The 22,106-nt window shown below is 33.5% G+C and carries 19 protein-coding genes, 1 riboswitch and 2 other annotated features; of the genes, 1 reads left to right on the top strand and 18 read right to left on the bottom strand.

Annotated elements, in window-relative coordinates; translation table 11 throughout:
• Positions 1-8: 8 nt before the first annotated feature.
• A complete protein-coding gene (locus tag BJS11_RS00690; RefSeq protein WP_069996298.1) occupies positions 9-2,639 on the bottom strand; it encodes a valine--tRNA ligase in 2,631 nt (876 codons plus the stop codon).
• Between the two features lie 42 nt (positions 2,640-2,681).
• Positions 2,682-2,920: a binding site (T-box leader), on the bottom strand.
• Between the two features lie 58 nt (positions 2,921-2,978).
• Here BJS11_RS00690 and BJS11_RS00695 point away from each other — a divergent pair.
• Complete coding sequence (locus tag BJS11_RS00695) at positions 2,979-3,542, top strand: DNA-3-methyladenine glycosylase I (protein WP_069996299.1); 564 nt, start codon at positions 2,979-2,981, stop codon at positions 3,540-3,542.
• An 85-nt stretch (positions 3,543-3,627) separates the two neighbouring features.
• Here BJS11_RS00695 and BJS11_RS00700 read toward each other — a convergent pair whose 3' ends face one another.
• The 17 genes from BJS11_RS00700 to thrS form a co-directional block, all read right to left on the bottom strand.
• Complete coding sequence (locus BJS11_RS00700) at positions 3,628-4,707, bottom strand: AbrB family protein (protein WP_069996312.1); 1,080 nt, start codon at positions 4,705-4,707, stop codon at positions 3,628-3,630.
• 174 nt (positions 4,708-4,881) lie between these two features.
• Positions 4,882-6,165 carry a glutamate-1-semialdehyde 2,1-aminomutase gene (gene hemL, locus BJS11_RS00705; RefSeq protein ID WP_069996300.1) on the bottom strand — a complete coding sequence of 428 codons (1,284 nt, stop codon included), beginning with the start codon at positions 6,163-6,165 and terminating at the stop codon, positions 4,882-4,884.
• 13 nt (positions 6,166-6,178) lie between these two features.
• Positions 6,179-7,156 carry a porphobilinogen synthase gene (gene hemB, locus BJS11_RS00710; RefSeq protein WP_070014058.1) on the bottom strand — a complete coding sequence of 326 codons (978 nt, stop codon included), beginning with the start codon at positions 7,154-7,156 and terminating at the stop codon, positions 6,179-6,181.
• Positions 7,146-7,832: a uroporphyrinogen-III synthase gene (locus tag BJS11_RS00715; protein ID WP_070014044.1), complete on the bottom strand. Its 687-nt coding sequence runs from the start codon at positions 7,830-7,832 to the stop codon at positions 7,146-7,148. The genes hemB and BJS11_RS00715 overlap by 11 nt, the downstream gene beginning before the upstream one ends.
• 17 nt (positions 7,833-7,849) lie before the next feature.
• The gene (hemC, locus tag BJS11_RS00720; protein ID WP_069996303.1) at positions 7,850-8,779 is read right to left on the bottom strand and encodes a hydroxymethylbilane synthase; all 930 of its coding nucleotides are present in this window, start codon (positions 8,777-8,779) and stop codon (positions 7,850-7,852) included.
• A gap of 50 nt (positions 8,780-8,829) precedes the next feature.
• Positions 8,830-9,666 (bottom strand): cytochrome c biogenesis protein, encoded by an 837-nt coding sequence (gene ccsA / locus BJS11_RS00725; RefSeq protein WP_069996304.1) that lies wholly within the window; start codon positions 9,664-9,666, stop codon positions 8,830-8,832.
• Positions 9,667-9,687: 21 nt separating this feature from the next.
• Positions 9,688-11,019: a glutamyl-tRNA reductase gene (gene hemA, locus BJS11_RS00730; protein ID WP_069996305.1), complete on the bottom strand. Its 1,332-nt coding sequence runs from the start codon at positions 11,017-11,019 to the stop codon at positions 9,688-9,690.
• A gap of 172 nt (positions 11,020-11,191) precedes the next feature.
• Positions 11,192-11,779 (bottom strand): ribosome biogenesis GTP-binding protein YihA/YsxC, encoded by a 588-nt coding sequence (gene yihA, locus BJS11_RS00735; protein ID WP_069996306.1) that lies wholly within the window; start codon positions 11,777-11,779, stop codon positions 11,192-11,194.
• 225 nt (positions 11,780-12,004) lie between these two features.
• On the bottom strand, positions 12,005-13,267 hold the full coding sequence (gene clpX / locus BJS11_RS00740; protein WP_069996307.1) for an ATP-dependent Clp protease ATP-binding subunit ClpX: 1,263 nt from the start codon (positions 13,265-13,267) through the stop codon (positions 12,005-12,007).
• A 186-nt stretch (positions 13,268-13,453) separates the two neighbouring features.
• Positions 13,454-14,764: a trigger factor gene (tig, locus tag BJS11_RS00745; protein WP_069996308.1), complete on the bottom strand. Its 1,311-nt coding sequence runs from the start codon at positions 14,762-14,764 to the stop codon at positions 13,454-13,456.
• Between the two features lie 166 nt (positions 14,765-14,930).
• Positions 14,931-15,854: a hypothetical protein gene (locus tag BJS11_RS00750; protein ID WP_069996309.1), complete on the bottom strand. Its 924-nt coding sequence runs from the start codon at positions 15,852-15,854 to the stop codon at positions 14,931-14,933.
• Positions 15,855-15,866: 12 nt separating this feature from the next.
• Positions 15,867-16,478, bottom strand: coding sequence for an NUDIX domain-containing protein (locus BJS11_RS00755; protein ID WP_070014046.1), 612 nt, complete (start codon positions 16,476-16,478; stop codon positions 15,867-15,869).
• Between the two features lie 258 nt (positions 16,479-16,736).
• On the bottom strand, positions 16,737-17,093 hold the full coding sequence (gene rplT, locus BJS11_RS00760) for a 50S ribosomal protein L20 (protein WP_069995134.1): 357 nt from the start codon (positions 17,091-17,093) through the stop codon (positions 16,737-16,739).
• 60 nt (positions 17,094-17,153) lie between these two features.
• Positions 17,154-17,354: a 50S ribosomal protein L35 gene (gene rpmI / locus BJS11_RS00765; RefSeq protein WP_069995133.1), complete on the bottom strand. Its 201-nt coding sequence runs from the start codon at positions 17,352-17,354 to the stop codon at positions 17,154-17,156.
• A gap of 27 nt (positions 17,355-17,381) precedes the next feature.
• Complete coding sequence (gene infC / locus BJS11_RS00770; RefSeq protein WP_081333072.1) at positions 17,382-17,909, bottom strand: translation initiation factor IF-3; 528 nt, start codon at positions 17,907-17,909, stop codon at positions 17,382-17,384.
• Between the two features lie 21 nt (positions 17,910-17,930).
• Positions 17,931-18,061: a sequence feature (ribosomal protein L20 leader region), on the bottom strand.
• Between the two features lie 58 nt (positions 18,062-18,119).
• Positions 18,120-19,607 carry an amino acid permease gene (locus BJS11_RS00775; RefSeq protein WP_069995132.1) on the bottom strand — a complete coding sequence of 496 codons (1,488 nt, stop codon included), beginning with the start codon at positions 19,605-19,607 and terminating at the stop codon, positions 18,120-18,122.
• Between the two features lie 213 nt (positions 19,608-19,820).
• Positions 19,821-19,993, bottom strand: a riboswitch (Lysine riboswitch).
• 63 nt (positions 19,994-20,056) lie between these two features.
• Positions 20,057-21,994: a threonine--tRNA ligase gene (gene thrS / locus BJS11_RS00780; protein WP_069995131.1), complete on the bottom strand. Its 1,938-nt coding sequence runs from the start codon at positions 21,992-21,994 to the stop codon at positions 20,057-20,059.
• Positions 21,995-22,106 lie beyond the last annotated feature (112 nt).

The following is a 22,106-nucleotide window of genomic DNA, read 5'->3' on the forward strand; positions in this document are numbered from 1 at the left end:
TAGGACTCCTATGCTTTTAATTGATTAATTCTTAGTTTAACACCATCATATTTTTCTTGATAGTTTTGCTGTTTTTCACGTTCTTCATTTATGACTTTTTCCGGTGCTTTACTTACAAAATTTTCATTAGCTAATTTTTTATTAACTCTGTCTAATTCTTTTTCCCATTTTGACAATTCTTTTTCTAAACGTTCAATTTCTTTATCCATATCTATTAAACCTTCCAATGGTAATACCACTTCGCCTGCTGTAGTTACAGAAGTCATTGCTTTTTCAGGAATTTCAATAGTCGTATCAATAGTTAACTCACTTGGATGACAGAACCTATCGATATAATTAGAATTATTTAATAAAGTTTCTTTAATCTTATCATCTTTTGCCTGTATGAAAATTGGAATTGCTTTTGAAAGTGGTGTGTTAACTTCTAAACGAGATTGTCTCACTGACTTAATTATTTCAACAAGTTGCTGCATCGTTTCTGTACTTTCATCAAATGTAAGTGCGTCATTCACTTTCGGCCACGCCGCATTTACGATAGTTTCACCTTCGTGTGGTAAATTCTGCCATATTTGTTCTGTTACAAACGGCATAAACGGATGCAACATTCTCATAGTGTTATCAAGCACATAAGTTAATACAGAACGAGTCACTTGTTTTTGCGCTTCATCTTCACCATTCATTGGTATTTTACTCATCTCGATATACCAATCACAGAATTCATCCCAGATGAAATTATATAAAGTTCTACCCACCTCGCCAAATTCATATTTATCACTTAACTCTGTAACATTTGCAATTGTCTCATTTAAACGAGTCAAAATCCATTTGTCCGCTAATGATAAATTACCAGTCAGATCTACTTGTTCAACAGTAAAGTCATCACCAATGTTCATAATGCTAAATCTTGCGGCATTCCAAATTTTATTAATAAAATTCCAAACAGATTCTACTTTTTCTGTTGAGTAACGTAAGTCATGTCCTGGCGACGAACCTGTTGCTAAGAAGTATCTTAAACTATCTGCACCGTATTCGTCGATAACATCCATTGGATCAACACCGTTACCTAGTGATTTACTCATCTTACGCCCATCTTCAGCACGAACTAATCCATGTAATAATACATCATTAAATGGTCGTTTTCCAGTGAATTCTAAACCTTGGAATATCATACGTGCGACCCAGAAGAAGATAATATCATAACCAGTCACTAATGCGTTTGTCGGGAAGTAACGTTGGAAGTCTTTAGATTCTTCATCTGGCCAGCCTAATGTTGAAAATGGCCACAACGCACTTGAGAACCATGTATCTAGGACATCTTCATCTTGTACCCATTGGTCGATATCTTCAGGTGCTTGCTCACCCACATAGATTTCACCAGTTTCTTTATGATACCACGCTGGAATTTGATGTCCCCACCAAAGTTGTCTAGATATTGTCCAATCTCTGATTTCCTCCATCCAACGATTGAAAGTCTTTTCAAATCGTGCCGGTACAAAATCAATTCTATCATCTGTTTTTTGATTATTCAGCGCTTGTTCAGCAAGTGGTTTCATTTTTACAAACCATTGTGTAGATAAGTACGGCTCTACAACTGCACCTGAACGCTCAGAATGACCAACAGAATGTTCATGTTCCTCAATTTTAATCACAAGACCTTCTGCTTCTAAGTCATTTACCAATTGTTCACGACATTCAAAACGGTCCATACCTTGGTATTTATCTGCTTTATCGTTCATTTTACCTGATTCATCCATTACAATAATACGCTCTAAATCATGGCGATTTCCAATTTCAAAATCATTCGGATCATGTGCAGGTGTCACTTTCATCGCACCACTACCAAATTCAATATCTACATATTCATCTGCTAGAATAGGTAACTCTCTACCAACAATAGGTAGAATTACTGTTTTCCCAATTACATCTTTATATCGCTCATCATTAGGGTTTACGACAATTGCTGTATCCCCCAGCATTGTTTCAGGGCGAGTAGTGGCAATTTCAATATAACCATTTCCATCTGAATAAGGATATTTAAAATGATAGAATTTACCTTGAACATCTTCATGAATAACTTCAATATCAGATAATGCTGTACGTGCAATTGGGTCCCAATTAATAATATATTCTCCACGGTAAATAAGTCCTTTATTGTACATATCTACGAATACTTTTTTAACCGCTTTACTTAAACCTTCATCTAGTGTGAATCGTTCTCTACTATAATCAAGTCCTAAACCTAATTTTGCCCATTGTGCACGAATGAAAGTAGCATATTCTTCTTTCCAATCCCAAGCTTGTTCTAAGAATTTTTCTCTACCTAAATCATGACGTGACAAACCTTGTTCATTTAGTTTAGCCTCAACTTTAGCTTGTGTCGCAATCCCAGCATGATCCATACCTGGTAAGTACAAAGTATCATAGCCTTGCATACGCTTCATACGTGTAAGAATATCTTGTAAAGTCGTATCCCATGCATGTCCTAAATGTAATTTACCAGTTACATTTGGTGGTGGAATAACGATTGTATATGTTTCTTTCGATTGGTCTTCTTTTGCTTTAAAATAACCATTGTTTACCCATTGCTCATACCGACCCGCTTCAACTTCATTTGGGCTGTATTTTGGTTTCATTTCCATTTATTATAGCCTCCTTAAAAAATAAAAATATCCATCCTATATAAATAGGACGGATATTCCGTGGTACCACCTAAATTCAAGAAATTAAAAATAATTTCAAGCACTTAATATTATGATTAACGCTCAAACACGCTTTAACTTAATTTAAATATCGAAGGACATTTCAGTTCAGTTAAAGTTCATAGTGGGCTACCTTCAACAAGTCAAATTGTACATTTTCAGCAAACATGCACTCTCTGGTAAATTCAAACCTATTTACTCTTCCCAGTAGACAATATTCTATTACTTTAATATAGTATAATGGATATGAAAATAAGTCAATGAAATGGAGAGAATTTCATGAATGAATGCGCATTTGGCACAAAAGATCCTACTTATTTGGAATACCATGATAAAGTATGGGGTCAACCAATATTTGATAGCCTTGAATTATTTAAACTTATGGCTTTAGAATCTCAACACGCCGGACTATCTTGGTTAACAATCTTAAAGAAAAAACAATCTTATGAGCAAGCTTTTTATGATTTTGATCCTGAGCGCATATCAAATATGACCTCAGATGATATTGATGCTTTAATGCAGTTCCCTAATATTGTACATAATCGTAAAAAGTTAGAAGCAATCGTCAGTCAAGCCAAAGGATATTTTGAAATTGAAAAGGATTACGGCAGCTTTAGTGATTTTTTATGGTCATCTGTCGATTATCACCCCGTAGATTTTAGGTATGAACAACCAAGTGAGCGAATTACAGTCGATGCTCGTGCAACAGAACTCTCAAAAACGCTTAAAAAATATGGCTTTAAATTTCTAGGACCTGTAACTGTTTTTTCTTTCTTAGAAGCAGCTGGTCTTTATAATGCACATTTACAGTCATGTCCCAACAACCCAAAATACCAAAATTAATATACCTATTACTATTTTATAATATAAATGTCCCCCTGCTCACGCATACTAGCAAGGGGACATTTTCTTTCAGCAATGTAACGTATCATTTTGATTTATTGGAAATATTTTCTCTATATTTAAGAAACGTTCCTAATAATGGCGCAATTAAAAATAAAATAAAGAATATTCGAAAGATGTGGTAACTTGAGATTAATGCCACATCTGCACCTGTCTCAATTGCAACCAATACAATTTGACTCATGCCTCCTGGTGCTGCACCAAGAAACAATTCGTTTACCGAATGATTAGATAATGATGTAATAACTAATACCATTATAAACGTAAGTAAGATGAGCATGATATTTTGAAATGCTATAGCGACTGCAATACGCCCTTTCATCTGATCAAGTAATTTGGCAATTTGCACCCCTATTCTAATCATGTAAATAACTTGAGCTGCTGCAATAATATAATTATCCAAGGTAAATGTGATGCCAGTTATTAAGTTCCAACAAATTAATACTAAAATTGGCGCAAGTAATTGCTTAGTTGGAAAATTTATTTTACCCATTATTAAATAAATAATCGTTATCGCCATGATTAAAAGTATAATATTCGGAATAGTCAATGCCTCTGTCAATACCTGAGTGGAAGTACCATTATTTGTTCCATGATGACTACTATCTCTAAAAAAGTATGAAATTAATGGAACAAGTATCACAACAAATATAATTCTCGATGTTTGTGTTAAACTCACAACCATGATATTCGCTTTTTTATTTTCTTCAGCCATGATAAGCATTTGACTTAATGCCCCAGGTATAACACTAAGTATTGCAGTTTCAGTATTGACATTGGCTATTTTTTTGAAAAAATGAGCAATAATCAGTGCGAGTATGAGTAACATCACAGTTATCATAATAATTGTAAACCAGTCGTCTTTAATATCAAAAATTACATTTTTAGTGAATGTAGATCCAATTTGCACACCTAGTAATACTAAACCTATTTGACTTAGCCAAAATGGCCATTCAACTTTAAATTTCAGTAATCTCACACAAATTACACTGGCAATGATTGGACCAAACATGAATGGTAATAATACATGCATAGATTTAAGTATTAAACTTATTAGTATAGCTAAAATTAAAACAATAATATTATTTTTTAATTGTTTACTCATACCTTCACAACTTTCATAAGTTATTGTCATACTTTAAGAACTACAAACAAATAATACCAGGTTGGGACATATCGGTCTCAGCCTGGTATCATTTTTGAGCAATAGTTGAATGAAGTTTGAATGTGATTGGCAATCTTGTATAACAACTATTTTCTACTAAACTTAATCATAACTTTATACAATTCGACTTAATGCACGATCAAATGCTTCAATTGTTAAATTAATGTCTTCTTCTGTATGTGCTGTTGAGAGGAACGTACCTTCAAATTGTGAAGGAGGTAAGAATATACCTTCTTTCGCCATTTCTCTATACATTTGACTAAACAATTCTAAATCACTATTGTTCGCTTGTTCAAAGTTTGTAACAGGCCCTGCGTTTAAGAAATATCCTATCATAGAACCTGCACGATTAATAGTAATCGGCACATTATGTTTTGCGAATACAGTTTTCAATCCTTCTTCTAATAGGTCACCTAATTTATTAAAATAATCATATGTTTCTGGAGTAAGTTGGCTTAATGTTTCATAACCGCTCGTCATGGCAAGTGGATTACCTGATAACGTACCAGCTTGATAAATATCGCCAGTCGGAGCAATGTGATCCATAATTTCTTTTTTTCCACCGAAAGCACCAACGGGTAAACCACCACCAATAACTTTACCTAAACAAGTCAAATCAGGTATTACATTAAAGTAACCTTGTGCACAATTGTAACCGACACGGAAACCAGTCATCACTTCATCAAAAATTAATAACGAACCATATTCAGTTGTAATATCTCTAAGACCTTGTAAGAAACCTTCAACTGGTGGAACCACACCCATATTACCTGCTACTGGTTCTACAATTACACCGGCAATATCGTCACCAAATGATTCAAATGCAACTTTAATCGCGTCTAAATCATTGTATGGTACTGTAATTGTATTTTTAGCAATACCTTCTGGAACACCTGGAGAATCTGGTAAGCCTAATGTAGCAACTCCAGATCCAGCTTTGATTAATAATGAATCACTATGACCATGATAACAACCAATAAATTTAATAATTTTATTTCTTTCAGTATAACCACGCGCAAGTCTTAGTGTATCTAATGTAGCTTCAGTACCAGATGATACCATGCGTACTTTTTCAATAGAAGGTACACGGTCAATTACCAATTCCGCTAATTTATTTTCTTGCAAAGTAGAAGCTCCAAAGCTCGTCCCCTTATCTACTGCTTCGTGTATTTTCTCAATAACTTGCTTGTTTTTATGTCCTAGTATTAAAGGGCCCCAACTCAATACATAATCAATGTACGAATTACCATCAATGTCATAAATTCTTGAACCTTCACCATGATCCATAAATATCGCTGGTGTATCAACCGATTTAAACGCTCTAACAGGGCTATTCACGCCACCAGGCATCAACTGTTCAGCTTTTTTCATTGCTTCTTCTGAGTTACTATATCTCATTAAAAATAACCTCCTATTGTTCGTCTAAATAGCGACAAATATCTTTTGAAAAATACGTAATAATCATATCTGCACCTGCACGCTTCATAGAAACCATTTGTTCCATAACAACAGCTTTTTCGTCAATCCAACCATTTAACGCTGCAGCTTTAGTCATACTATACTCACCACTTACATTATATGCAACTACAGGAACATTCGTAGTATTTCTAACATCTCTAATAATATCTAAGAAACTTAGTGCAGGTTTAACAATCATCATATCTGCACCTTCATGTAAATCACTATCCAATTCTCTCAAAGCTTCTCTTCGATTTGCTGGATCCATTTGATATGTTTTACGATCGCCAAATTGTGGTGCTGATTCTGCTGCATCTCGGAATGGTCCAAAGAAACTAGAAGCATATTTAATGCCATAACTCATAATTGGGATATTGTGGTAACATGCCTGATCTAAACCAGCTCTAATTTCAGCAACAAAGCCATCCATCATATTGCTTGGTGCAATTATATCTGCCCCTGCTTCAACTTGTGAAATTGCTGTTTTAACTAATAACGGTAATGACTTATCATTATCAACATCTTTAGTCTGTTCATTTATTACACCACAATGACCATGATCGGTATATTCACATAAACAAGTATCTGCTACGACTAATAAATCTTTATACATTGCCTTAGCTTTTCTAGTTGCTGCTTGTACAATTCCATTATGATCATATGCCCCTGTGCCAATAGCATCTTTTTCGTTTGGTACACCAAAGAACATAATGCCTCTAATACCTAATTCATATGCTTCTTTCAATTCTGCATCTAATAAGTTAAGGCTTAGCTGGTAAACACCGGGCATAGATTTAATTTCTTCTTTTACATTGTCACGTTCTACAACGAAGATAGGATAAATCAAGTCTTCTTTTCTAACATATGTTTCGCGAACCATATTTCGCATTGATTGACTACTACGTAATCGTCTATGTCTATCAAATTGCATTTTCATTCCAACTTTCTAATATTTTATTAACTAATGCTTCTAAAGTTTGTTCTCCTGCTAGTTTACCTCGTGCTTGATATTGATTTAAAGTATTTAGCGTTTGTTGGCCAATTACAAAATAATAATCTAATGTGATACCTTCATTATTTTCAAAAAAGTACCGCACAGCTGAGGAACTTGCGAAGGTCAAAGCGTCTAGCTCTCCATTTTTAATACGATTCTTAACATCTTCTATATTCTTTTTATGTGGCACTGGCTTATATAAATCAATTTTTTCCACGTGTTCATGATATTTGCGCAAAGTTTGTTCTAGTAATGGCCTCGCTTCAGCGCTAGACGGTAATAATAACTGGCCTTGGTCATATTTTGAAAAGCCTTCAAGGAACCCTTCTTGCGAAAAATCATCTGGATAAAAATCGACTTCTAAACCTAGTTTGGAACAATAATCAGCCGTTTTCTTACCAATAACGGCAAGTTGACGATATCGTACCTTATTTAAATATGGTCGGAATACGTCTACAGCATTTTTGGACGAAAAAATAAGCCAATCATAGTTAACATTCAGCAAATTTAAATCAAATGATAAAGGCATTATACTAATAAAAGGTTTATGTATTATGCAAACATCTTTTCGTTCAAATTCACTAGATTGTGTCATAACTATTATTGGTCTCATTTTCTCACCTCGAAGGATTATTGTTCTTCGTTTAGTGCTTTGATTATTTCATATGCGCCTTGCGCATTTAATACTTCAGTAACTTGTTCTCCTAGTTGAACTGGGTCAACGCCTCTTACCGTATGTTGATAACGTTCTTTACCATCCGGAGACATAATTAAGCCTGTAAATTCAATTGTACCATCGCTATCTTTCGTTGCATAGCCACCAATAGGAACCTGGCAACTACCATTCATACGTGCTAAAAATGTTCTTTCTGCAGTAACACAATCTGCTACATCTTGATTATGCACCTTTCGTAATAAAGCTAATAAATCATTATCATCTGCACGACATTCTATGCCTAAAGCACCTTGACCTATAGCTGGTATCAATGTGTCTTTATCTAAATAAGTTGTCACTATATTATCTGACCAGCCCATACGTTTCAAGCCAGCTGCTGCAAGAATAATCGCATCATAATCTTCCGTTTCAAGTTTACTTAAGCGTGTATCAATGTTGCCTCGTATCCATTTAATTTGTAAATTGGGATACTTGGCTAGTATTTGTGCACCACGTCGTAATGAACTCGTCCCAACGATACTATTATCCGGTAATTCTGATAATGGTATATGGTTTTTAGCAATATATGCATCGAAAGGATTTTCTCTATCTGGGATACATCCTAAAGTTAAACCTTCAGGAATCACACTTGGCACATCTTTTAAAGAGTGGATTGCCATATCAATATTATGTTCGAATAATTCGTTCTGAATTTCTTTAACAAATAATCCTTTTCCACCAACTTTTGATAATTGCTTATCAACTATACGATCACCTTTAGTAACAATTTCTTTTATTTCGATTTCAAGGTCTGAATCAACAGATTTCAACTTATCTATAAATTGCCGACTTTGCGTTAACGCTAATTTACTTCTTCTTGAACCAACAACTAACTTACGCTTCATGCGCAACCTCCTAGCAATGCAACGATTTATGGTTTCAATATAAATTCGCTTCAAATTCCTGTCCATTGATGAAAATCAGAAACATGTGAAGCAAATAATAAATTAATCATACTTAAGCTAAACAAAATAACATTAAAATATATCAAATTATGCTTAGATAAAGTATGACTCACTCTCAAAATGATATAAATGCCATACAACACCGTAATAATCAGCGACATAATTACCTTGGGATCAACTATAATACGTGTCCCTATTGTATTAAATCCCCATTGTGCTCCTAAAATAATGCTTAGCATGATAAATATAAACCCAATTAAACTACTATAAAATACGATTTGTTCAAGTGTTGCTACACTGCCTATCCTAAAATATTTTTGATTAAATCGTTTTTGCTTTAAATTTTTATACTGTATTAAATATAATATACAATTTACAAACGCAAATGCAAATAACGCATAACTTATAATTGCAAATGTTACATGTACAAAGAGCAATTCATTTATGACATTCAGTTTATCTCCCACTTGCTGGTAGTGCATCGGCTGAAAAGTGCTAATTGCAATAAAGACAAACCCTACTAAATTAAATAGAAAAATTGAAAAGTTTAACTGTTTAATCACATTAATTACAATCGATATCGAAATGATTAACCATGCTAAAGCAAAAAGTACATCAAATATATTACCTAGGGGTACCTGTTTCGTTACATTGACATAAAAAGATAAAGAGATTGTTTGCAACACCCAAACAATCCCTAATGTAACAAAACCAATGCTTCTAGCCTTATGATACTTTTTAATAAAATCAAAAAAATAACAAGCAATACTAAACAAATATATTAGTAATATTAGCTCATTTAATCTTATAAACAGAAGTTCTTGCATATCATCACCATTTGCATATGCTTATTCAAAACTTAATATTTGACCTACCTTCGACTGTTTCATACGTTTATTAGATTCATACGCATTTTCAGCTTCAATGTCAAAAATATTTTGAAATAGCTCTAATTTTTCGTTACTTCTTCTATCACTACTCAATTCTTTAGCTTGTTTTATAGGATCTTTCAACATTTGGTTAATGATACTTTTCGTATGTTTTGAAATGATTTTACGTTCTCTCTCTGTTAACCCAGGTAGTTTTCTATCGATACTATCCATTGTATCTTCTTGTATTGTCATCGCTTTTTCTCTTAGTGCACGAATGACAGGAACAACGCCTAACATATTTACCCACTCATTGTGTGCTTCAATTTCTGCAGGTATACTTTGTAAAATTTGTTCTGCAGCTCGTTGACGTTCTCTCAAATTAGCATCAACTAATCCTTTTAAGTCATCAACATCGTAACTAAATACATCTTGAACAGCATCTATATTAGGCTCTATATCCCTAGGAACAGCAATATCAATCATAACTAACGAATCATTCTTCCGTTCGGTAGCCTGTGTCTGCAACATATCATTTGTAATAATATAATACTCTGAGCTTGTTGAACTGATTACTATATCCACTTCAGCTAATAGTTTTGGTAGTGATTCCATAGAATCAAATTTCACCTGATGCTTCATTGCTAAATTTTGAGCTTTACTTAAAGTTCTATTAACAATTGTTATATCAGTCACACCTGAACCGATTAAATTTAAGAGTGATAATTCACTCATATCCCCTGCACCTATGATTAAAGCTTGCTTGTTTGATATTTTGCCGAATACTTTTTTGCTAAGTTCAACCGCTGCATAAGAAACACTGACTGCGTTATCTGCAATGTCAGTTTCATTATGTGCCTTCTTCGCAAAAGTAATTGCTTGTTTGAACAAATGATTAAAGATAGTACCTGTAGTTTCAACTTCTTGTGCAATAAAGAATGCTTTGCGAATTTGCCCAAGAATTTGAGTTTCTCCTAGAACTACAGAATCAAGACCTGAAGTGACTTGCAGTAAATGTTGTACTGCTTCGTCCCCCACGTTCACTTCAGTCATCTCTTTAATTTCTTCTACATCTAATTCAAATGATCTCGCTAAAAATCTCTGTATATAATAGCGACCCGTATGAATTTGATCTACAACTGCATATACTTCTGTACGATTACATGTTGATAAAATAACATTTTCTAAAATAGATTTTGTTTCATATAAACCAACATTGGCTGAACGTATAGCATCATCATTAAAAGCAACTTTTTCTCTAAGTGCCACATCTGCAGTACGATGATTTATGCTTACCGCAATAAAATGCATTTATAACGCCCTCCATACATATTACAATAAGTAAATTATAACACAATATTGACATGTATTAAGCACATTGGCTTAGTAAATTAGAAATATTACAATCTGTATTCATAAACTTGTCAAAATTATACACTCAATGAGCATAATATAACTATATGTTTTAATGATTACTTATTTTTTATAAATACTTTTCTATGATATTCCATATTTGTTGTTGCTTGTTATTTTTTACTGATGAATAACTAATGATTTCATCCTCTGGTTCCATCTCTAGTTTTTGCTGTATATTAGCAAGATGTTTTTGTACTTTCCCTTTAGCAATTTTGTCTTCTTTTGTAGCAACAACAAATGTAGGAATGTCAAAATACTTCAAATAGTTGTACATGAGTATGTCATCTTCTGTTGGGTTATGTCTCAAATCCACGAGTTGGATAACTAGTTTTAATGTTTCACGCTGTGAAATATATTTTTCAATCATTTTACCAAATGCTTCACGTTGCTTTTTGCTTACTTTTGCATAACCATAGCCTGGTACATCTACAAATACTAATTGATTATCTATATTATAAAAGTTAAGTGTTTGTGTCTTTCCAGGTTGTTGAGAAGTACGCGCCATATTTTTTCTACCTATCATACTATTAATAAATGTCGATTTACCAACATTAGATCTACCACTTAAACCTACTTCACTTAAACCTGTTTCAGGATATTGTTCAGGTTTCACAGCACTGATTAATAATTCGATTTCATTTGGATTAATTTTCATTATCGAACCTCTTTTCCTTTAAACTCATTGTTTATTATATTACACAATTACTTCTATGAATATGTATTAACTTTATTTCTTAAAAATAAAAGGAGCGGACAAGAGATCGAAAGTTTTATGATCCCAAGTCTCGCTCCTATAACTTTGATTATCCCATAATTAATTTTTAAACTGGGTTAATCAAAGGTCTTACGTTACAAACCTCATTTGGTATTATTATTATCCTTAAGCCGAAGTTTGTGTTTTATTAATTAGCTTGCCATCTTTATCATAGAGTTCAGGTTCTTTTTCTTCAACAATTGTATCTTCAGTAATAACTACTTTAACTACACCATCTGTAGATGGCACATCATACATAATATCGATTAATGCTTCTTCTATGATAGAACGCAATCCACGTGCACCAGTTTTACGCTCTATAGCTTTGTTACTAATCGCTGATAATGCTTCATCTGTAAACTCTAACTCAACATCATCAAGGTCTAACATTTTAGTATATTGTTTCACTAACGCATTTTTTGGTTGTGTTAAAATGTTTTTCAATGCATCGACATCTAATGTTTCTAAATTCGCAACAATAGGAACACGACCAATAAATTCTGGGATTAAACCATATGATTGTAAATCTTCTGGTCTAATTTGTTCTAGAATTGCATCTTCATCATATTTAGATGCTTCACTGCTTGAAAAACCAATAACTTTTTCGCCAAGTCTACGTTTAATTACTTCGTCAATACCATCAAAAGCACCACCAAGAATAAATAAAATGTTTGTTGTATCAATTTGTATTAATTCTTGGTTAGGATGTTTACGTCCACCTTGAGGCGGCACGCTAGCCGTCGTACCTTCTAAAATTTTAAGCAATGCTTGTTGTACGCCTTCACCAGATACATCACGTGTAATAGATGTATTTTCTGATTTTCTAGCAATTTTATCGATTTCATCGACATAAATAATACCTTTTTCCGCTTTATCTATATCAAAATCTGCAGCTTGTATTAAGCGTAATAAGATATTTTCAACATCATCACCAACATAACCAGCTTCAGTTAAACTTGTAGCATCTGCAATCGCAAATGGTACATTTAATGTCTTAGCCAATGTTTGCGCTAATAATGTTTTACCACTACCAGTTGGACCAATTAAAGCAACATTACTTTTTTGTAATTCTACTTCGTCTTCATTTGGTCCTAATTGTTGAACACGCTTATAATGATTGTATACTGCGACAGCTAATGATTTCTTAGCTTTTTCTTGTCCAATTACATAATCATTTAATTTATTCATAATTTCTTTAGGTGTTGGTAATTCAGTTAAACCTTCAGGTTCTGATTGAGCTAACTCTTCTTCAACTATTTCTGAACATAGCTCAATACACTCATTACAAATATATACGCCACTTCCTGCTACAAGTTTTTTAACTTGATCTTGATCTTTACCACAGAAAGAGCATTTTAAATTTTCTTCATCTTCATTGAATTTGAACATTCTATTTACACCCCTATTCCCTAAAGACTATACTAGATAGTATTTTAATATGCAACTTGTAGCTTTCACAAGTTATTTGCACAAAATAGTGTAGCAGACACATTATTTGAATGCATCTGCTACTAGTTTACTATATTAAACGACTAACATATAATTCACAAAATAATTTGCTTTAGTTATATTTAGTTACGCCTCTGAGTCATCTTTAGTCGGTTCTACTAATTTAGCTTCTTTTACTAATAAATCGATAACTTTTTGAATACGCACATCATTTTTTACGATGTCAGTACTACCAAGTGTTTTCTTAATATCTTCAACTGAGATATTAAACTGTTCACTCATTTTTTCTAATTCTTTATCGATATCAGCTTCTGATACTTCCATATCTTCTGCATCAGCGATTGCAGTTAATGTTAAGTTAGTTTTAACACGTTCTTGTGCATCGTCTTTCATTTGCTCTCTTAATTGTGACTCATCTTGGCCAGAAATTTGGAAATAAGTTTCTAAATTAAGACCTTGTTGTTGCATACGTTGCCCAAATTCTTGCACCATACGGTCTAATTCGCTGTTAATCATTGCTTCTGGAATATCAACTGTAGCATTATCAGTTGCTTTACTAATTGCTTCCTCTTTTTGATTATTTTCAGCATCTGTTTCTTTTTGTTCTGTTAGACGTTTACGTAAGTTTTCTTTATATTCATCAACAGTGTTAGCTTCTGAATCTAATTCATTAGCAATTTCATCTGTTAATTCAGGTACATCTTTAAATTTAACTTCGTTCACTTTAACTTTGAATGTAGCGTCTTTTCCAGCTAATTCTTCAGCGTGATATTCTTCTGGGAAAGTAACTTTTACGTCTTTCTCTTCACCAGTCTTAACGCCTACTAATTGTTCTTCGAAACCTGGAATAAATGATCCAGAACCAACTTCAAGGTCATAACCTTCAGCTTGGCCACCTTCAAATTGTTCACCATCTACATAACCGTCAAAGTCAATATTTACAGTGTCGCCATTTTCAATAGCGCCGTCTTCTTTGACAACCATTTCAGCTAAATGACCTAATTGGTGATCGATAGACTCTTGTAATTCTTCATCAGTAAGTTCAGCATTTTGTTTTTCAACTTCTAAACCCTTGTAATCGCCCAATTGAACTTCTGGTTCAACAACAACATTTGCTTCAAATGTCATGTCTTTACCTTTTTCAATTGAAGTTACATTGATTTCTGGTTGATCTACTGGTTTAATTCCAGTTTCATCAATTGCTTCACCATAAGCTTCTGGTAACAAGATATCTACTGCGTCTTGATATAAAGCTTCTACACCAAAGCGTTGTTCAAAGATTTGGCGTGGGACTTTCCCTTTACGGAAGCCTGGCACATTAATTTGTTTAACTACTTTTTTAAATGCTTGATCAATTGCTTTGTCTACTTTTTCTGATGGAACTGTAACGGATAATACACCTTCGTTACCTTCCTTTTTTTCCCAAGTTGCTGTCATGTATAAAAACCTCCATGATTATCCTATTTTATTTTTTCAACTCCACTATTATAGCATAGGTCCTAGCGCTACACAAATACTGTGTTTATAAACCCACGAATAATTATATAGTTGAAAATTATTAATATTGACATAGCTTTGTATTACCCGAAAATTAAATAAATAATTATTGACTAGTATCTATTTCGGTAATAAATTTTACAACATTATTTGTTTCATCTAATTTTTCTAATCCTAGCATTGATTTAAAATAATTTGTATAGGCTTCTATCCAAACATCTTTACTTGCAATACTTTCTATATTTAAAGGATAAATGAGTATCGCATGATTATTCATTAAATGAATAGCTTCTTCAACCATTTGGGCTGCGCTATCTTCTATTAAATCAATGACTTTAGGAATGATTTCCGTCTTAAATAAGGTATGTTCTAATCCATCTAGCTCTTTCGGAGTCACTTCAACATGATAACCATATTTTTGAACACGAATAGAACGATTGTATCCCGCAAACCGTAAATATTCAAGCATAATACTCACAACATTATTTGCAAGAACAATATTCTCCAATAAATGCGCCACTGTTTCTTGGTAACGGAATTGACTATAATCAATTAAAGTCAATATTGTATTGACTTGTTCTCTAAGCGTAATCTCATCGAAATTTTGCAACATACGCGTTGCTGCCTCATTATGTTTATCAATTTGACTTAAAGCGTGTTCCTTTATCGGAAATAATTCCATTCTTGTCTTGTGATCATTTACTTCATCAATAATTTGATTAATGACTTCGACAACCTCAAAATATTGTCCCAATCCATTAAGACTTTTCACATAGTAAATCATCAAATCATCATATTTGGTAATACCTTGCTTGAGTAAAATAATGGCTTCTTCACGTAATTCTAGAAAGTGCTCCATATTATACAACATTGCACATTTTAATAATGACAACTGTTCATCTAACTCAAATTGCGCTTCATACGCTTCGAATTTATCATACATTAAATCATAGTCTGAATTTTGAAAAGCCTGTTTAATTTCTTTGACTAATTTTTCTTTTGACCGTGGAAAAGGAATGATATCTGACATCTTAAAACACCCCTATTGTATCGATTGTAATATTAAAGCACTCCATGTTTCAAATGCATCATAGTTTTCAATCTTGCTTTGGTCAACCCACTTAATACGTAAAGTGTCAGTTTCTTTTGCTTCAACATCATTTGAACTTACATTAATTTTAAATACAACACCTAAATGTACTTCACCAACATCATTTGTATCATCATTTATAAAGCCAATATAAGCCAAGTTTTGTGATTTATGTTCTGGTAAGCCAACTTCTTCTTCTAATTCTCTTTGTGCATTTACTCTAAGCACTTCGTTTATTGATTCGGCACCTTTCACATCATTCATATGTCCACCGACACCTATAGACGACTGACCATGCAGACGGGATTCTCCACCACCAGACAAACGTTCATAAACCAATATTTCGTCATGTTCGTTTTCCAAAATACAATAAGAAATCAATTGCTTATAAGTTGGATCTTCTTCCATATCTCCACGACGCTTTATTTCATAATTAGAAAGCGTTTCGAAAATGTCTTGCCCTTTTGTTGTGTTTTTATCCAAGAAACCATTAAATTGATTCTTCTCATTATTAAAAAGTACTGTTCTTGGTACTACAGTTATCATTTCATCAAATTTAGACATTTCTTTCTCCTTCATATCTGACTTCTTAGTTATTTTATCAAAAGTTATGTATATCTCAAAATGATTATTCAATTATAAAACGGTATCTTAATAAGCTAAAATAAAACAGATGTAATTTGTAATGATAGACATATTTAATAACTCTATGTTTGTAAAAATACACTTGAAAGTCTTTAAAGTCAATTCCGAATTAAAATCCTTATTAAACAAAATATTAGAGGCTAGAACATAGTTGTCCTAGCCTCTATATCAATTATATTATTTTAAAGCATCTTTAGCTTTAGTAACTAATTCGCCGAAAGCTTTTTCGTCTGAAATTGCGATTTCAGAAAGCATTTTACGGTTAATATCGATTTCAGCTTTTTTCAAGCCGTTCATTAATCTTGAATAGCTCATGTCATGTTGACGAGCTGCTGCGTTGATACGTGTAATCCATAATTTACGGAAATCACGTTTTCTTTGACGACGGTCACGGAATGCATATTGACCTGATTTCATAACTTGTTGTTTTGCTACTTTATATAATGTACGTTTTGAACCAAAGTAACCTTTAGCTAATTTAATCGTCTTTTTACGACGCGCTCTTGTTACTGTTCCACCTTTAACTCGTGGCATAATAAATTCCTCCTCTAAATATGTTCTTTTCTAATAGTCTAACCATTTATTTAACGTTAATTATTTTTTATAAGCTAATAATTGTTTTACACGTTTCATGTCTGATTTGCTTACTAATGATGCTTTACGTAATTTACGTTTTTGTTTAGTGTTTTTGTTTGCAAATAAGTGAGATGTGAAAGCTCTAGAACGTTTTAATTTACCTGAACCAGTTCTTTTAACACGTTTAGCTGCTCCACGGTGTGTTTTCATTTTAGGCATGATTCATTTCCTCCTGTAATATCTATATTATTTTTCGTTAATTGGACTTAACATGATGAACATTTGGCGTCCATCCATTTTAGGTCTTTGCTCAACTGTAGCGATATCTTTACATTCTTCTGCAAATTTCTCTAATACACGTTGACCAATTTCTTTATGCGTAATTGCACGACCTCTGAAACGAATAGAAACTTTACATTTATCGCCTTTTTCTAAGAATTTACGTCCGTTCTTCAATTTTGTTTGGAAATCGTGTTCCTCAATTGTTGGACTAAGACGAATTTCTTTAAGGTTGATTGTTTTTTGTTTCTTCTTCATTTCTTTTTCTTTTTTCTGTTGTTCGAATTTGTATTTACCATAATCCATAATTCTCGCAACAGGTGGTTTAGCATTTGGAGCCATGATGACTACATCTAAACCTACACGTTCAGCCATTTCTAGAGCTTCATTTTTAGTTTTTACACCAATTTGTTCTCCATCTTGGCCAATTAAACGTAGTTCTTTCGCACGAATCTTTTCGTTAACTTGAGTTTGATCTTTTGCTATGATTGACACCTCCAAGAATTTTACGAAATTATCCAAGAAAAAGAGCGAGTATATAATATACCCGCTCTTCTTTACACACAACATTTGTCTTGTGTATATAAGACCTGCCAACTGCCTATAGCGTCGCAACAGGTGAGAAGCGGGAGCTTCTACTTGGTTCGTTTCGTATTCAACATTACTTATCTTAACAACTATATTTATGCAAGTCAACAATTATTTTTATTTAATTTGTTCCATGTCAACATCTTGTCGCAAATCCACGTTTTCTAATGGTACCATTTTTGTTTTATAACGTACTTTATGATAAATGAAGAATGCTAAAAATACAGGGATACCCATGTACGTAATCACAAAGCGATTCAAGTTAAAGTCACCTGTTTTGATGAAATCAACGTCTCGACCAATAATTACGAGAACACATAGTACGCCCGCAAAGATAGGACCAAACGGGAACAACTTCGCTTTATATTTCAGTTTTGATTTATCATAATTTTGCTTATCAAACGCTTTTCTAAATCGATAGTGACTGACTGCTATACCAACCCATGCGATAAAGCCTGTCATACCACTTGCTGCAACGATATATTCATATGCATCACCACTTAAGTGTTGTAGGACAAATATACCTATTACAATTATAGCCGTCACTAGTAGCGAAACATAAGGTACGCCACTTTTATTTGTTTTACCAAAAACTGGATAAGCCAACTTGTCCTTACTCATAGAGTATAACATTCTCGTTGATGCGTACATTCCTGAATTTCCTGCCGACAATACCGAAGTTAAAATGACTGCATTCATAAAGGATGCTGCAAATGCTAGACCCGCATTTTGGAATACTAATGTAAATGGTGAGGTTGAAATGTCATCGCCTCCGCCCATAAGTGCAGAGCTATCATATGGAATGAGCATACCGATAACAAATATAGCTAGGATATAGAAAATTAAAATTCTCCAAAATACTTGTTTGATCGCTTTAGGCACTGCGCGTTCTGGGTTTTCTGATTCTCCTGCTGTAATTCCAATTAATTCTGTACCTTGGAAAGAGAATCCAGCAACTAGGAACACACCTAAAATAGTTAATAAACTACCACCAAGACCATCACCTAATATTGGTCCACCGTCTTTAGTGAATGTATCAAAGCCAACAAACTCTCCACCCATAATACCTAGAATGGTTAATAAACCAACTGCTATAAAAATAATTACCGTAACTACTTTTATAAGGGCAAACCAATATTCACTCTCGCCATAAACACGTACTGATAAAGCATTCAATCCAAAGATGATAATTAAAAATAAACAACTCCAACTCCATGCCGGTATGCCTGACAATGGCGTCCAATATTGTATTACTTGTGCTGCAATTGTGACATCTGCCGCAACAGTGATTACCCAATTAAACCAATAGTTCCATCCTAGTGCAAAACCTAATGATGGATCCACAAATCGTGTTGCGTAAGTACTAAACGAACCAGATACTGGTAAATAAGTTGCCATTTCTCCTAATGAAGTCATTAGGAAGAAAACCATCGCCCCAATAATCGCATAAGCTAAAAGTGCACCTAGTGCACCAGCGTCATGTATTGCACCGCCTGATGTCATGAATAAACCAGTACCAATACATCCACCAATAGCAATCATGGATATGTGACGATCTTTTAATCCTCTTTTAACTCCATTGTCTTGAATTTCTTGTTTTGCCATAGAAGCTTCCTTTCTTTAAACTTAGAGGCTAACTTTCTATATGATTATTTATAAGCATTTGCAAATCTATAAACAAGCTACATTAAAGTAAATTGTTCGCACTTGTAAATTCCAGTACTAAATTTTGCTAAATATGAATTTATAAGAATCATTCAACCAAAACAAAATGGTTGCATACCTATTAAGATATGCAACCATTTTACTAATAGCATTTATATAGGTAGCACATCACATATGTGACAGTCCAGTTCCTTTCGAAAACTGTCCCAACTCGTACTGTAAATGGACAATACAAGTTTCGGCATTTTCACCTTTCATTCTTTCAACATACGCTCCATATAGCTTCTGAAGAATTACTCTTTAAAAACGCAACCTCTAACTCAAATTTAATTTTTATTTTATTTACTCACTAACCAGTAATATACATGAATTTAACAAGAGTTTCAAGACTATCTTTGTTTTTTCAATCTAATTTCATCAACTAAGTTCCAAATGAATTCATCTTTTTCAAGCGTTTCTTGATCTTGAGACCCATATCTTCTTACATTTACCTCTTGATTTTCAACCTCTTTGTCGCCAACAACTAATTGATAAGGAATCTTTTGCATTTGAGCTTCTCTAATCTTATATCCCATTTTTTCATTACGATCATCAATCTCAACACGAACACCTTGAGATTTCAGTTCATCTTGAATGCTTCTCGCATAATCGTAATGTAAGTCAACATTAACAGGAATGATTTCTACTTGTTTTGGTGCTAACCAAGTTGGAAACGCGCCTTTTGTCTCTTCTGTTAAAAAGGCAACGAAACGTTCCATTGTAGAAACAACACCACGATGAATTACAACTGGTCTATGTTGTTCACCATCATTGCCGATATAAGTTAGTTCAAATTTTTGAGGTAATAAGAAATCTAGTTGTGCAGTAGATAATGTTTCTTCTTTACCCATAGCAGTTTGCACTTGAACATCTAATTTCGGACCGTAAAACGCCGCTTCGCCTATCGCCTCTTCATAATCCAAACCAAGTTCATCGACCGCTTCTTTCAACATGCTTTCTGCTTTAATCCACATGTCGTCATCATCAAAATACTTTTCTTTATCCTCTGGATCTCTATAACTTAATCTGAAACTATAATTTTCAAAATTAAAATCATTATAAACATCGATAATTAAATTAACAACACGCTTGAATTCTTCTTTAATTTGATCAGGACGCACGAAAATGTGCGCATCATTTAAAGTCATACCACGAACACGTTGTAAACCTGATACCGCGCCACTCGCTTCATAACGGTGCATTGTACCTAATTCAGCTATTCTTATTGGTAATTCACGATATGAATGTGGTTTATTTGCATAAATCATCATATGGTGAGGACAGTTCATTGGTCTCAATACCATTTCTTCATATTCGTCTAATTTCATAGTTGGGAACATGTCTTCTTGATAATGATCCCAATGTCCAGACGTTTTATATAAATCAACATTGGCCATCACTGGAGTATAAACATGGTCATATCCCATGCTTACTTCTTTATCCACAATATAGCGCTCAATCTCACGTCGAATTGTTGCACCATTTGGTAACCATAATGGTAATCCAGCGCCTACCAGTTGATTATTCGCAAATAGTTCTAAATCTTTACCAATTCTACGATGATCACGTTCTTTTCTTTCTTCCAACATTTGTAGGTGTGCTTTCAAATCTTTTTTATCGAAGAACGCTGTTCCATAGATACGTTGTAACATTTTATTATTACTATCTCCACGCCAATATGCACCTGCAGTTGATAGCAATTTAAATTCTTTAATTTTTGACGTAGAAGGTACATGAACGCCACGACATAGATCAGTAAACTCACCTTGCGTATATAACGTTACATTTTCATCTTCTGGAATTGCATCAATCAATTCTTGTTTGTAAGGATCATCTGCGAAAATTGCTTTAGCTTCGTCTCGTGAAACAACCTTACGTTCAACAGGATGATTTTCATTTACAATTTGTTTCATTGTTTTTTCAATATTTTCAAAATCATCAGAAGAAATACTTTCTTCCATGTCAAAATCATAATAAAAACCACCGTCAATAACTGGACCTACACCAAAATGGACATTACCATAAATGCGTTTAAGTGCTTGCGCCATTAAATGTGCTGTTGAATGACGCAACACTTCCAATGCTTCATCAGTACCAGGTGTCACAATTTCAATTTCACCATCATGATCAATAGGTCTAGTTAGATCAATAAGTTGACCGTTCAATTTACCAGCTACAGCCTTTTTTCTTAAACCAGGGCTAATTGAATGTGCAATTTCTTCAGTTGTTGTTCCTTTATCAAACGCTTTCGAATTACCATCAGGAAATTTAATATTAATTTGATCCATGTAACATTCCTCCTATTTTTTCAAGCCTTAAATCATAGCAAACGGATTCGTTATCTTATATAAGATAATACAAAAAGACCCCATCCCTAAAAGGGACGAGGTCTTCGTGGTA

The organism is Staphylococcus caeli (genome assembly GCF_900097965.1).
Lineage (GTDB): Bacteria > Bacillota > Bacilli > Staphylococcales > Staphylococcaceae > Staphylococcus > Staphylococcus caeli.